Raw genomic sequence first — 12,913 nt, forward strand, 5'->3', positions numbered from 1 at the left:
TAGACAATCAATGCTTAAGAGGCCAGCGGATTATCTTTAAATAGCTGGTTTACGATTTCAGTAATGGCAAGCACAATAGTCGATTGGACTTTTTGGTTGTGTCGGCCCAAGTACATGTTCAGCATAGGCCCTGATAGGCTGGAAATTGTTTCGGCGTCAAAATTAATCGGCATGATTTTCGCTATCGCATTCACCCGATTTAGCTCAAACAAAACGTTTTCGTCGGTAAAAGAGACATCGTCGCCTTGGACTTTGGCCCATTCTTTTAATGTGACAAAAACTTCTATGTCATCGTAAATTTCTTTACTGATCACACCTAAACCCAGCAGTAACTTACCTCGTACCATTATCTCACCTAATGGACCGTCATTGGTGAGTAAAGGTTCTACGATAAATTTGACCGCGTAATCGTCTTTATGAAAAATATTCTGCAGCAGCGCGTCTACACTGTCGTCTAGTGCATCATAGGCGGCAAGTAGCACTTCAGCAGCTCCTTCTGCTTCGGCTATTGCTTCAAGTAATTCAGATTCATTAGTTGGGTGTATTGGCATAAGGATACTACAAGAAAAAGTGCCACATTAGCGGCACTTTGTTATTTGATTATTTCAATGCTACATAAGCGTCTTCTGCTAGTCTAACAACTTCTGCATCACTCTTCAGCCCCGAATAGTGTGACAATGTCTCAGCAAATCCTTTTTCTGCGAACATTGCCTGTAGTTCGACGGCTTGAGGGTCGTCTTCATTTTTGTAATGGAAGGCCGCTGCAATCCCTTTAAGCAGGTGTTTGTTGGGCAAGCCGTACTCTAGCGTCCCGTTCAGTGGTTTGATCAGGCGATCTTGCGGGCTTAGTTTACGAATTGGCTGGCGGCCAACGCGGTCAACTTCATCGCGTAGATATGGGTTGGCAAAGCGACCTAGGATTTTCTGGATGTAGGCGGCGTGCGCTTTTGGATCAAAGCCGTAACGCTTAATAAGTACAGCGCCACTTTCTTCCATTGCAGCGGTAACTTCCGTAAGGATAGCGTTATCTTCAACCGAGTCTTTGATCGTTTCATGGCCAGCCAGCACACCAAGGTAGGCGGTGATCAAGTGACCCGTGTTAAGGGTAAACAGCTTACGCTCAACAAAAGCCATCAGGTTATCGGTACACTCCATGCCTGGAATATTGGGGATTTCGCCCTTGAATTGAGTTTGGTCCACAATCCATTCACTAAAGGTTTCAACGGTCACTGCTAATGGATCGGTCTCGCCATCAGCGGCTGGTGGAACAATACGGTCAACGGCAGAATCGACGAAGCCAATATGTTCTTCAGTAAATGCTTTCATCTCATCAGATAGGTGTTCAAGCACGACTTCTTTCAGCTGGCTGGTACCACGGACCATGTTTTCTGCAGCGATAATATTCATTGGGGCGATGTTATTTGCAGCCGCACGTTTCTCGATGCCTTGGGCAATCGATTTAGAAATGATTTTTAGAACTGTTGGGCCGACAGCGGTAGTGACAAGGTCAGATTCGGCAATGCAGTCAACAACAGCATCTGTTGCAGAGTTTACCGCAGTGACATTTTTAACCGTTTCAACAACACATTCTTCGCCAACGACTTTAACGGTGTATTCATTTCGTTTTTGTAGTTCAGAAACAACGGTTTCATTTACGTCAGCAAAAGTAACAGCGATACCAGCGTCTGCCAATAACTTACCAATAAAACCACGACCGATATTACCTGCACCAAAATGTAACGCTTTCATAATATTTGACCTTTTAAAGTTGAATCTATATAGCTAACGACTTAACTGCGAAATAAGCAGTGAGCTATTTAGACTGAAGGTGAGGCCCGCCGGGGGACAGGCCTCCCTCACTCAGTAGCTCGTATGAACGGCAGTTATGCGTTCAAGATGCGAAGAACATCTTCTGGGTTACTGGTGTTCTGTAGACGCTCTACCGCTTCGTCATCATCCAGCGAGTTAGTGATAGCCATGAGTACCATGTTGTGTTCATCACCTTGAGCTGCGATACCAATAACCATCTTGGCGATGTCATCGTCATCCTCACCCCACTGGATGCCCTCTGGGTACTGGCAGAACACGATGCCTGTTTTTTGGACAAACTGCTTCGCTTCAATCGTACCGTGTGGCACAGCAATAGATTCGCCAAGGTAAGTTGAAACCAACTCTTCACGGGCAAACATGCCATCAACATATTCAGGAGCGACATTGCCCAGTTTGACGAGTTGGTCACCAGCGAATTTGATAGCGTCCTGCTTGTTGTCAGATTTCAGGCCAAGGAAAACAGCATCGCTTGTCAGAGTCAGCTTATTATCATTATTAGCTGGTGCTTCAGGTTGCGCTGCTGCCACTGGCGCTTCAGTTGCTTGTGTTGCATTGCCTTGGCTTTCAGTGAGTTCTGAAACTAGGTTGTCGTATATGTCACCATCTAAGAAGTTATTCAAAGAGATATGCATAGCATTCCCTGCAAAGGTACGCGCTCGGTCTGTTAAGTCTTTGTGGGTAATAACCAGTTGCGAGTCTGCTGGAAGGTTGTTAATTGCTAAGTTTGTAACTGAGATATTAAGGCCCGCCGCATCTACTTTTTTACGTAGTAAGCTTGCACCCATCGCACTTGACCCCATACCTGCGTCACAAGCAACGTAGATAGACTTCACGTCAGCAAGGTTGATTGCAGCACCAGTGGTTTGGCCTTTCGAAGACGATTTCATGTCTTTCATTGCTGCCGAGGCTTTTTCTAAATCATCTTCGCCAGTGTCTCGTTGTGTTTTCATTAGTATTGATGCGACGAAGAAGGACACAGCTGCTGAGCCAATAACAGAGAGGATTACACCTACGAACGAAGATTTCGGTGTCATCAGTAGTACGGCAAAGATAGAACCTGGTGATGCAGGAGAAATAAGACCAGAGTCGAATACAACGTTAATGAACACACCTGTCATACCACCTGCGATAACCGCGAGGATCAGGCGTGGGTTCATCAGTACGTATGGGAAGTAAATTTCGTGGATACCACCAAAGAAGTGAATGATTGATGCACCCGCTGCTGACTGCTTGGCATTACCTTTGCCAAATACCATGTAGGCAAGCAGTAGACCAAGACCTGGACCAGGGTTTGCTTCGATTAGGAAGAAGATTGAACGACCAAGTTCTTCAGACTGCTGGATACCAAGAGGTGAGAAGATACCGTGGTTAATCGCATTGTTGAGGAACAGGATTTTAGCTGGTTCAACAAAGATAGAGGTTAGCGGAAGAAGGTGTGCTGAAACCAAAAAGTTTACGCCAGCCGCAAGACCGGTTGATAGCACTTTAACTGCAGGACCAATCACAAAGAATGCAATGATCGCACAGATCATACCAATGATCCCTGCAGAGAAGTTGTTTACCAACATCTCGAAGCCGCTTTTTACTTTACCGTGAACGGCTTCATCAAAGCGCTTGATTGCGATACCACCCAGAGGCCCCACGATCATCGCTCCCATGAACATTGGGATATCTGTACCAACGATGACACCCATTGTGGTTATCGCACCAACAACGGCTCCGCGGTCGCCACCGGTCATTTTACCACCAGTATAACCAATCAATAATGGCAGCAAGTAAGTAATCATTGGACCAACAAGGGAGGCAAGCGTTTCATTTGGCAGCCAACCGGTTGGGATGAACAAAGCAGTAATGAAACCCCAGGCAATAAATGCTCCGATGTTTGGCATTACCATGTTTGAGAGGAATCGACCAAAGCTTTGGACTTTGATCTTTGCATCTGGTGATAGCATAAAAGTTAACCTCAAGTAATGTATTGGATGACCAAGCTGGCCCAAAAAGTATGTTTAATCGTTGAGGAAAATGTATCACAAGATTTCAAAAACGCATGCCAACCCGCCATTTAGTGATCTGAGTCACACATAAAAATCGAATGGTCTTGGCTTGGTGTGACTTGCTTCACGAAACCTGGCTGTTTTAAATTTTCACCCGGCAGTTATTGATAGTGATTATCAATAACTAGTGATCTAGATCTCATTTATTCCTTGATGGCACCTTAAATAATTAGTGATCGTTGTCACATAACCAAATCATTGCTGATTTGTGTGATGAATTTACGCATGAATTACGCACGAAAACTGTGCGAAATATGCTCGCTTTTGAGTCTTGCTTATTGTTTTGTAATTTAATTACATTGATTTGTAAGTGTGGGACAGCTGGAAATTCGAGAAATATCTAGGAGGGATTGTTGATCTATTGGTTGTGTGAATGGCTGGTGGATGAACGTGTATCTGAATCGCTAGCAGTGACCCGCTTTCATTTTGATTAGTCCCTGCTCATTGGAGTATAAAAGCTGACCTAAACTGTAAAATGTCAGTAAATTCTTTTATCTCTTAACATTTTATCGTTTTCGTCGTTCTAAGATCCTGCCTTTTATCGCAGTGGAAATAACATGAAAAAGATAATGTCCGTCATTTTGGCCATGGGTATGTGTGCATCAATGACCGCGAAGGCTGAGACTGGTATTGGCCTTTCAGTGGGCGACCCTTTCTGGGGCGTCGATATGAAGCACAACGGTTTTAGAATCAATATCAGCCTTGATGATCAGTTCGGTGTTGGTGTGAATAAAACCTACGGCGTACAAGGTACGCCACTTTACTTGTTCCTTGGTGGGCAATACGTAGATAGAAATAAACACTATGTGGCGATCACACCGGGTATTGGTGCAGAATTCCGGGTACGTCCAATGGGCTTCTATGTTGATTTGACGCCGGCGGTCTACTTAGATGAACTTGATATTGAGTTGGAAGCGAGAGCGGGTTTTAGAGTGTACTTCTAAGTGTCAGAGCGAACTTTCTTCTTAACACTTTTCTACAATTAGCTTTGATGCACTAATCCTCGCCAAATGGCGAGGATGTCAGGTGATTAGCCTAACGGAAAATAAATAAAGATGTAATGTTTGTAAGTGAAAATATACCTATTTAATCAATTGCTTAATCTTACTTCAATAGCATGGAGCTTAAATAAAGCTTTTCGATATCATTGAGGCTGTTCGAAACCTCAATGGCTGCACGGAGCGGTTCAGACAACTCTAAAAAGTAGCTTGGAGGCTGATCAAATAAGCGGGCGGCTTTGCTGATCACTTTTCTTGAGGGGGTATGTTTACCGTTTTCGATCAAAGATAGGTAGGTTGTTGTGATATCAAGGTGGTTGGCACACTCTTCACTTTTCATTTTCTTGTGAAGCCTTAGTGCCCTAATTTTAAAACCGCTAATACTCATCAAATCTAGTCACCATTATTACTATTTATTAAAAAATCATTTTTGTCAGGGTAAGGGAGACACATTAATCCATCTTTACTGGCGGCATGCTAGCTATTTTTGCTGCTAGGTATTTATCTTCCTCTGGATTAATCTTGAAGTGGATAAACGAGGTCTCAAAGTTATCATCGTAAGTTAGGCGCTGGGCAACACCGGCTGCTTGATCATTATCGAATACTATCCAGTATTCAATACGGCCATTTAAGTCGTTGTTGAAGGTTGTCATGTACTTAATCATTTTATTTCCAAATGGGACGTCATTCCTTATAAAGTAAAGTTTCTCTGCCACATTGGTTAAATCTTGTGACACAAAGTACACGAGAAAAGCCTTGGCTTCCTCACTAAGTTCATTTAATTCAGTGATATGGGCGTAGTTCATATTATTTAAACTTTTTAAATATATTGTTTTATTAAATCATCTTTTTAGAACTAATATATGATTACCTTAAAGGGTAATTATATCAACTGATAATTTTTGGAATGTTAGATAAGCAATTTATTTTCATTTTTCCTGTTGTAATAAAAAAAAGTCTGAGTACAATGTACCTCCTGTGCTGGCTGGAGGTTAATTATGGGTAGTGAATGTCATAGTGAAAATATTGATATCAAGTCTATAAGAATGCGACTAAAAGTTAGCCAGCATGAATTTGCCGAAGCACTTGGACTAAGCCAAGAAACGATCAAAAGCTGGGAGCAAGGGCGTCGTAATCCTACTGGTTTAGCGAAGAAAGCTCTTAAGCTGATGGAAAAAGATCTTGAGCTTTATTATAGATTTAAGTTCAACTGAACAAATGACCGATGGCATCTCATTCCTTCCTGCAAGGTGCTATTGGCCATTTCTTTCGCCACATACAAGGGTCAAATATTGAAACATGATGAATATGAACTTGACTTATACTTTGAAAATATTGAAGAAATAAATAAATCCATTGATGGAATAGACTTTGTTCTTAGCGATGATTTCCTTAATTTTCGACACCTCAATGCAGTAATACTTTTCATCATAATATTCGCTATTTATTTATTATTCTTTTAAATGGAGGGTAAGCGTATTATCACGCCGCCATAACCTTAATATCTCTACTTTTTTTCGCTTTAAATACATGAAATATAAAAGAGATATTATGCTGAGTTTTTATAAAGAAAATTGGTTCAACAACATCAAAGGAGATTTATTATCGGGAATTGTGGTGGCATTAGCCCTCATACCAGAAGCTATCGCATTCTCAATCATCGCAGGCTTAGACCCTAAAGTTGGCCTCTATGCATCCTTTTCAATCTGTGTAGTTATTGCTTTCACTGGCTCACGTTCGGGCATGATTTCCGCTTCGACAGGTGCAATGGCTTTGCTAATGACGACATTAGTGAAAGAGCATGGCCTGGAATACTTATTAGCCGCTTCTTTTTTGGCTGGGATCCTGCAATACACCATTGGGTTGCTCAAGCTGGGTGATCTCATGCGTTTTGTTTCGCGTTCCATCGTGACAGGTTTCGTGAATGCCCTTGCTATCCTCATATTCATGGCGCAATTGCCAGAGCTGACAGGTGTTACTTGGCATGTCTATGCGTTAACAGGAGCTGGGTTGGGGATTATTTACCTATTTCCGTATATCCCTAAGCTTGGCAAGTTATTGCCTTCTCCATTGGTGTGTATCATTGCGATCACTGTCTGTACCGTCATGTTTAAGGTTGATGTTCGTACTGTGGGGGATATGGGGGCACTGCCTGATTCTCTCCCTGTCTTTTTGATCCCAAATGTCCCGTTTTCAATCGAAACGCTATACATTATCCTCCCGTATTCATTCGCATTGGCAGTAGTCGGCGTGCTTGAATCTATGATGACGGCAAAAATCATTGATGACATTACCGATACACCAAGTGACAACAATGCTGAGTGCAAAGGCCAGGGGATCGCGAATATGGTCTCTGCCATGTTCGGTGGTATGGCGGGATGTGCAATGATTGGTCAGTCGATGATCAACATGAGTTCGGGCGGTAGAACGCGGCTTTCTACCTTGGCTGCCGGGGTTTTCTTACTCATTATGGTTGTGTTCCTCGGTGATTACCTGAAACAAATTCCTATGGCAGCTTTGGTCGCTGTCATGATCATGGTTTCTATTAGTACGTTTTCTTGGAAGTCGATCATTGATATCAAGCATCACCCACTGAATGCCAATGCTGTGATGATTTCGACTGTCGTTTCCGTCGTCCTCACCCATAACCTTGCGATTGGCGTCGTCGTCGGTGTGGTTGTTTCGACCGTGTTTTATGCCAACCACAGCCGCAAGATCATGAAGGTGACAGATGATGTGGTGGTTCTCAATGAACATACAATACATAAGGTGCATGGTCAGATATTTTTTGCCTCAGCCTACAACTTCATCGATATGTTCAACTTCAAACACCCAACGAAGTACGTAACGATAGACTTGTCTGATGCGCATTTCTGGGATATCACCGCCGTTGGGGCATTAGATAAAGTGATCATCAAGTTTATGGAGGTAGGCTCTATGGTTGATGTCGTGGGAATGAATGAAGAGTCTGAACAGATGATCACCAAGTTCGCCATATTCGACAAGCCAGAAAAATTGGCGAATCAGGCAATTGGTCACTGATTGTTAGTAAGGGTTATGTGTGACAAACGTTCAAATGGCTTAGATGCCATTTGAACGCCTCTATTTTTATAAATTAAAGTGCTACTGTGATGCTGTCGCTTTGATATCTACTTTCCCGCTCGTCATATCTACATCCGCGTGATATACAACATGCGGGTCTCCGTAATGTTTGAAAGTAAAATCATAAATGTTTGCTGGAGCCCATATTTTTAAGGTTTCAAAAGGTATTATGTCATATCCATCTTGTTGGTAGAGCTCCGTTTCTATCACTTTTGCCATAGCAGCTTGTTGGTTGGCTACTCTATCAATACTGGGTTCGAGTGAAGGGTTGCTTGGATATGAAACACCGTTGTTCTTCATCAAGCGGAAAGCGCCGTTGCTCCACACCATAAAATCTTGCCAGCCGTTGCTACTGCTTTCAACTAGTAGGACAGGAGTTTTAACCACTGACATTTGGCTGAGTATGTTGCCTTTGTTGTCGAAGATGACCGCCGTACAGCCGCCAGTGCCGCAGAAATAGCTGTCTTGAATTAAGATAAAATGTTCAGCAAAACCATCACGGTTCAGATCTGCACTCCCTTTAAGGTAGCGGATATTGTCTTGTGCAAGTGACAGCCCTTGCGGAGCCAAGATGCTGTTATCTACCCATTCGGCAATCTTACTATCGCTTACTACCTGGAGTTCGGGGGCATTGCTGATGCTATTGACGTCTTTGGTTGTACTGCATCCAATAAGAAGAAGTGTGCTGATTAGACATATCTTCCCTAATTCGTGATTGAACATTATACCTGCTCTTTTCTGACCCACTTAGAGTGTAAGTATATAGAAAGGGTATTGTCGGTACGAAATATCTTAATTGCTTCTGATGGTTATACCAACCTACATAATTATTTGATCAGTCTTGCCGGTTAAAACCGCTGTTCTCTGCGTTAGATCTTTTGTAATTAGAGCCACTAGTTACTGCAATATCTGCCTTGATAACAACGATTTTTCCAGTGCAAATACTTGATCAACTACTTATCCAGATTGGTATTACAGGGAGAATAGCTAGTTTGCTCGTGATTAGGTGCGAATTTTTAGTATTCAAGAGGGATGGGAACTTTCAGGTGGTTCTGAGGGGATATTAGATGGAGAAATAACAACGGTGCTGAAGCTGTTACAGCCTCAGCACCGCAGTCAAATTATGTTCGAATTACTTCTTAAGACCTGTGAAGTAGTCGAAGATAACTGGTACGTCGTTCTGGCCAAGACCTGCATCAACTGCAGCTTGTAGGCTAGTAGAAGTACCTTGAGCGATTAGAGACTCAGTACCTAGCTCTTCACAAAGAGCAAGGAAGTAACCAAGGTCTTTGTTTGCGTTAGCAACAGAGAAGCCTAGTTTCTCTTCGCCGTCTACAGCGTAGAACTTACAGAACTGCATGAACGGAGAGTTAGAAGGACCCGCTGACATGATGTCAAACAGTTGTTGACCGTCAACACCTGCAAGCTTAGCAACAGCAAATGCTTGAGACATAGTTGCAACAGTTGTCATACCCATGAAGTTGTTCACAAGCTTAGTAACGTGACCTGAACCTAGAGCGCCTAGGTGGAATACGTTTTCGCCTTGCTCGTCAAGAACTGGCTTAACTTTGTTGAACGTTTCCATGTCGCCAGCTGCCATGATGTTTAGAAGACCATCTTTAGCGTGAGCTGGAGTACGACCAAGAGGAGCATCGATCATACCTGCGCCTTTCTCAGCAAGGTCAGCACCGATCTTCTTAGTAGAAGCTGGAATAGAAGTACCGAAGTCGATTAGCGTTTTGCCTTCAGACATACCCGCTAGGATACCAGCTTCGCCGTATACTACTTTCTCAACAACTTCAGAAGTCGTTAGGCAAAGCATAACGATGTCACTTTTCTCAGCGAGTTCTTTACCAGAAGCTGCTTCAGATGCATTGCCACGAGCTAGAACTGCTGCAACTGCATCTTTATTAAGATCCATTACGTTTACTTCGTAACCACGGTTTTGAAGATTCTCAACCATGTTGCCGCCCATAAGGCCAAGACCGATGAAACCAATTACTGGTTTAGTCATTTCAGACTCCTACTATAAAATACTATTGTATGACTATATGGCTTAAGGATATACGTCTGCTCGTCTTAAAGCAATCGTAGAATGCTTTGAAATTTTCGCCAGTTCACAGTTTTTTGATCTAAGCCAGATCTGCGCTGATTTTGAATTGTGATCTGGGGAGATATCGTGCTAACGAGAAAAAATCATTAGCAAAGAGAAAATATCTCCCCGGTGAAGCGCCGCCGATTTAGTGGTAATTCAGCGCTGCCGCTTTGCTTTGATCGAATTCATTGAGCGTCTTGCGTGCCAAGTGGCGGAATGGGATCGCCTTGATACATTCTTCGAACGGCATGATAGCGAACGCCCAAAACAGTGGAGCGTCGAAGAACTGGATGAGGATAGCCAGCAAAGGCAGTGATACCAGCCATTGACCGGAGAAATTGATGGCAAATACTGCTTTGGTTTTTCCCAGTGCCCTGAGCGCATGGCCGTGCACAGAGTTATAGGTGCGAACTAGGGGTAAGAATATATAAAGTGGAGCAATCAGTGCGAGGGCTTGGTATGTTTCTGGTTTCATCTCTGGATAAATAAATGGTAGGCATACGCTAAGCAGAGAAAAGCCGAGTGATGCCATGATGGCAAAGATGATGGTTATTTTAATGCTAGTGTCTACATTGCTTTTCAAGCAATCAAGTTTGTTGGCTCCAATCGCCTGACTGATCAGTATGGCGGTCGAGTGAGACCATGCCGCTGTAAATTGGCTCCCCATTCTGACCCATGGCATGATCAAGGTGATGGCAACATAGGCGTATAGGGTTAGCTGCGAATAAAGCAGTTGGTAAATAGTTGCCCCGACGGCCAGCATGGCCATATTGGCCGCAATCGGAAAAATTTCAATAAAATGGCGCTTGGTAAGATAAGCAAAATTAGCGAGTTTCTCTGGTTTGCGCAGGGTGAATATGTCATCCAAATTGACGCAGTAAGCAAGGAAGCCTGTGCGCACCATAATGGCGACTAAACTGCCTAATGCTGCCCCAGTAACACCCAAGCCACATGAGTGGATAAGCAGGTAAGTTGCCACGGTATTGACTGGCAATTCAAGTAGATAGCCCTTAAAAGGAATTTTGGTTTTACCTAACCCATTGAAACCAGCAATCATGACCTGGGTGATGGCGCTGAATAGCAGGGTTAAGGTGGATATATTTAAGTAACCCACGGTTAATTTAAGCAATTCAGGATCTCGGGTAATATGGCCAACCAGTTGCTCTCCGAACACAAACAGCAACATCGAAAAGAGCATTGCAACACCTAAGTTTATTGCCATTCCGCTTAGGATCGAGTCGCTTAGCGCTTCGGAACGACCCGAGCCATATGCCCGGCTGATCACCAACTGGGTACCGTTTGCCAGCGCGTTTTGAAAACCAAGCAAGAAAGCGACAATGGCAGTGGCAATACCAATGGCGGCAACAGGGACTTCTCCAAGTGGTGAGATCAATACTGTGTCGATTAATAACATCGACTGCATCAGCAAGGCGTTCATGGCGAGCGGCCACGCGGTTGTGAGGTTTTTCTTAACAAATGGAGAGAGTTGCAAGAGGGCTCCTTGTTGCATAAAGGGATTCAGAAGGTGAATAATTGTATTATTATATTTCAATCCTTCCGCTAACTTCTAGAGCCTTCTTGCCGATTAATCGTTCCGATTTGTTAATCGATCGCCATGCCACTCACGTTGCCATGTTTTTCTTCAATCAATGTACAGAACAACTGACTGGCTGTGGCGATAAGTTTATCCGGGAAGTCATAGTCGGGGTTATGGAGCTGAGGGTGATCTTCGCCGCTACCAAGGCAGAACAGTACGCCGGGCCATTTAGCGAGAAACTCCGCCACATCTTCCGACCATCGCATTGGCTCTTCAATAATATTGACCGGTAGGCCATGTAGTCTGGCTTGCCGGATAAGCTGCTCGCAATGTGGTTGTGAGTTGACGGTGGCATTGAACCACTCCTGCCATGATATTTCGAGGCCGAGCTGTTCCTGCTTACACAAGGCGGCGATTTGTTGCTCGATAAGGGACTTCATCGCCAAAAGAGTTTGGCTGTTATCGCTGCGTAGTGTTGCAACTACTTTTGCATAACCCGGTGCGGTACCGAACGCGGCCTCGCCCTGAGCCGTTTCGCCAAGTGAGGCGTGCACCACGGTAGTTAATGCGAATACATCGGGAAACAGCTCAGGCAATTGTTGGATCAACGTGATGGTTTCCATCATCGCGAAAGTCGGAGGTAAGCCGTCTTCAGGTTTAGCTGCATGGGAGGTTTTACCAAACAACTCAATAGTCACGCCGGTTGAGGCGCAGGCAAACGTATTGGGTTTGATGACTACCGTATTGAGCGGGTAACCGGGCAGGTTATGGTAAGCAAAGACATTATCAATATGTTGCTGGGCGAGCCAAGGTTCTTGCAACATGGCTGCGGCACCGGCTCCTGTTTCTTCTGCGGGTTGAAACAGTAACAGAACCTTGCCTGTGACCGGTGGATGCGCGCAGAGGAATTTGGCGACCATCATCAAGGTAGCGGTATGTCCATCATGGCCGCAGGCATGCATGATCCCGGAATGGCAGGAAGCATAATGGTGGCATGCTTGTTCATGAATCGGCAGGGCATCGAAATCGGCACGAAACAGACTGGTTTCACCCGGTTTACCGCTGTCGAATTCCACCACAATACCGTGACCCCCGAGGTCAGTTTTTGGGGCAAGGCCAAATTGACGCAGCTGTTGGCTTATCAACGCTGCGGTTTGACGCTCATGGTGTGAAAGCTCTGGGTATTGATGAAGGAAATGGCGGAAGTTGATAGGGTCAAAGGAATCAATCGGCGTGATCATAATTTTTTGTGCAGTGATAATGTGTAAGTTGCATAGATTACGCCGAATAGTCGGAG

The 12,913-nt window shown here is 44.1% G+C and carries 12 protein-coding genes; 3 read left to right on the plus strand and 9 right to left on the minus strand.

The genetic code is table 11. The annotated features are described in order from the left end of the window. Window positions 1–14: 14 nt before the first annotated feature. The 3 genes from ACVA58_RS10465 to ACVA58_RS10475 all read right to left on the minus strand — a co-directional run bounded on the left by ACVA58_RS10465 (window position 15) and on the right by ACVA58_RS10475 (window position 3,782). On the minus strand, window positions 15–551 hold the full coding sequence (locus tag ACVA58_RS10465; RefSeq protein ID WP_446510386.1) for an MltR family transcriptional regulator: 537 nt from the start codon (window positions 549–551) through the stop codon (window positions 15–17). Between the two features lie 49 nt (window positions 552–600). Further along, window positions 601–1,749, minus strand: a complete 1,149-nt coding sequence (locus ACVA58_RS10470; protein WP_446510387.1) for a mannitol-1-phosphate 5-dehydrogenase — start codon at window positions 1,747–1,749, stop codon at window positions 601–603. A gap of 134 nt (window positions 1,750–1,883) precedes the next feature. After that, window positions 1,884–3,782, minus strand: a complete 1,899-nt coding sequence (locus tag ACVA58_RS10475) for a PTS mannitol transporter subunit IICBA (RefSeq protein WP_446510388.1) — start codon at window positions 3,780–3,782, stop codon at window positions 1,884–1,886. A gap of 659 nt (window positions 3,783–4,441) precedes the next feature. Between ACVA58_RS10475 and ACVA58_RS10480 the strand changes: the two genes are divergently transcribed. After that, window positions 4,442–4,828, plus strand: a complete 387-nt coding sequence (locus ACVA58_RS10480; protein ID WP_446510389.1) for a hypothetical protein — start codon at window positions 4,442–4,444, stop codon at window positions 4,826–4,828. A gap of 160 nt (window positions 4,829–4,988) precedes the next feature. On the opposite strand, the gene ACVA58_RS10485 is transcribed toward ACVA58_RS10480, so the two are convergent. Both ACVA58_RS10485 and ACVA58_RS10490 read right to left on the minus strand, forming a co-directional pair. Next, window positions 4,989–5,270, minus strand: a complete 282-nt coding sequence (locus tag ACVA58_RS10485) for a helix-turn-helix domain-containing protein (RefSeq protein ID WP_446510390.1) — start codon at window positions 5,268–5,270, stop codon at window positions 4,989–4,991. A gap of 64 nt (window positions 5,271–5,334) precedes the next feature. Continuing rightward, window positions 5,335–5,547 carry a hypothetical protein gene (locus tag ACVA58_RS10490; protein WP_446510391.1) on the minus strand — a complete coding sequence of 71 codons (213 nt, stop codon included), beginning with the start codon at window positions 5,545–5,547 and terminating at the stop codon, window positions 5,335–5,337. A gap of 333 nt (window positions 5,548–5,880) precedes the next feature. Here ACVA58_RS10490 and nadS point away from each other — a divergent pair, with 333 nt between their 5' ends. Both nadS and ACVA58_RS10500 read left to right on the plus strand, forming a co-directional pair. Further along, on the plus strand, window positions 5,881–6,096 hold the full coding sequence (nadS, locus tag ACVA58_RS10495; RefSeq protein WP_107349324.1) for a NadS family protein: 216 nt from the start codon (window positions 5,881–5,883) through the stop codon (window positions 6,094–6,096). A gap of 337 nt (window positions 6,097–6,433) precedes the next feature. Further along, entirely contained in the window at window positions 6,434–7,924 is a 1,491-nt protein-coding gene (locus ACVA58_RS10500) for a SulP family inorganic anion transporter (protein WP_446510392.1), read from the plus strand. Window positions 7,925–8,005: 81 nt separating this feature from the next. Here ACVA58_RS10500 and ACVA58_RS10505 read toward each other — a convergent pair whose 3' ends face one another. The 4 genes from ACVA58_RS10505 to ACVA58_RS10520 form a co-directional block, all read right to left on the minus strand. After that, window positions 8,006–8,707 (minus strand): hypothetical protein, encoded by a 702-nt coding sequence (locus ACVA58_RS10505; RefSeq protein WP_446510393.1) that lies wholly within the window; start codon window positions 8,705–8,707, stop codon window positions 8,006–8,008. 409 nt (window positions 8,708–9,116) lie between these two features. Continuing rightward, complete coding sequence (locus ACVA58_RS10510) at window positions 9,117–9,998, minus strand: NAD(P)-dependent oxidoreductase (protein WP_446510394.1); 882 nt, start codon at window positions 9,996–9,998, stop codon at window positions 9,117–9,119. 226 nt (window positions 9,999–10,224) lie between these two features. Further along, complete coding sequence (locus ACVA58_RS10515; protein WP_446510438.1) at window positions 10,225–11,517, minus strand: MATE family efflux transporter; 1,293 nt, start codon at window positions 11,515–11,517, stop codon at window positions 10,225–10,227. A 164-nt stretch (window positions 11,518–11,681) separates the two neighbouring features. After that, window positions 11,682–12,857, minus strand: a complete 1,176-nt coding sequence (locus ACVA58_RS10520) for an amidohydrolase (protein ID WP_446510395.1) — start codon at window positions 12,855–12,857, stop codon at window positions 11,682–11,684. Window positions 12,858–12,913 lie beyond the last annotated feature (56 nt).

It is taken from the genome of Photobacterium sp. DNB22_13_2 (assembly GCF_052873915.1).

Excerpts from the sequence above, each read along its gene's own strand:
- ACVA58_RS10485 (WP_446510390.1), bottom strand. The coding sequence starts at position 5,270 with ATGAGTATTAGCGGTTTTAAAATTAGGGCACTAAGGCTTCACAAGAAA.
- ACVA58_RS10500 (WP_446510392.1), top strand. The coding sequence starts at position 6,434 with ATGCTGAGTTTTTATAAAGAAAATTGGTTCAACAACATCAAAGGAGAT.
- ACVA58_RS10515 (WP_446510438.1), bottom strand. The coding sequence starts at position 11,517 with ATGAACGCCTTGCTGATGCAGTCGATGTTATTAATCGACACAGTATTG.
- ACVA58_RS10505 (WP_446510393.1), bottom strand. The coding sequence starts at position 8,707 with ATGTTCAATCACGAATTAGGGAAGATATGTCTAATCAGCACACTTCTT.
- ACVA58_RS10490 (WP_446510391.1), bottom strand. The coding sequence starts at position 5,547 with ATGATTAAGTACATGACAACCTTCAACAACGACTTAAATGGCCGTATT.
- nadS (WP_107349324.1), top strand. The coding sequence starts at position 5,881 with ATGGGTAGTGAATGTCATAGTGAAAATATTGATATCAAGTCTATAAGA.
- ACVA58_RS10480 (WP_446510389.1), top strand. The coding sequence starts at position 4,442 with ATGAAAAAGATAATGTCCGTCATTTTGGCCATGGGTATGTGTGCATCA.
- ACVA58_RS10470 (WP_446510387.1), bottom strand. The coding sequence starts at position 1,749 with ATGAAAGCGTTACATTTTGGTGCAGGTAATATCGGTCGTGGTTTTATT.
- ACVA58_RS10520 (WP_446510395.1), bottom strand. The coding sequence starts at position 12,857 with ATGATCACGCCGATTGATTCCTTTGACCCTATCAACTTCCGCCATTTC.
- ACVA58_RS10510 (WP_446510394.1), bottom strand. The coding sequence starts at position 9,998 with ATGACTAAACCAGTAATTGGTTTCATCGGTCTTGGCCTTATGGGCGGC.
- ACVA58_RS10465 (WP_446510386.1), bottom strand. The coding sequence starts at position 551 with ATGCCAATACACCCAACTAATGAATCTGAATTACTTGAAGCAATAGCC.
- ACVA58_RS10475 (WP_446510388.1), bottom strand. The coding sequence starts at position 3,782 with ATGCTATCACCAGATGCAAAGATCAAAGTCCAAAGCTTTGGTCGATTC.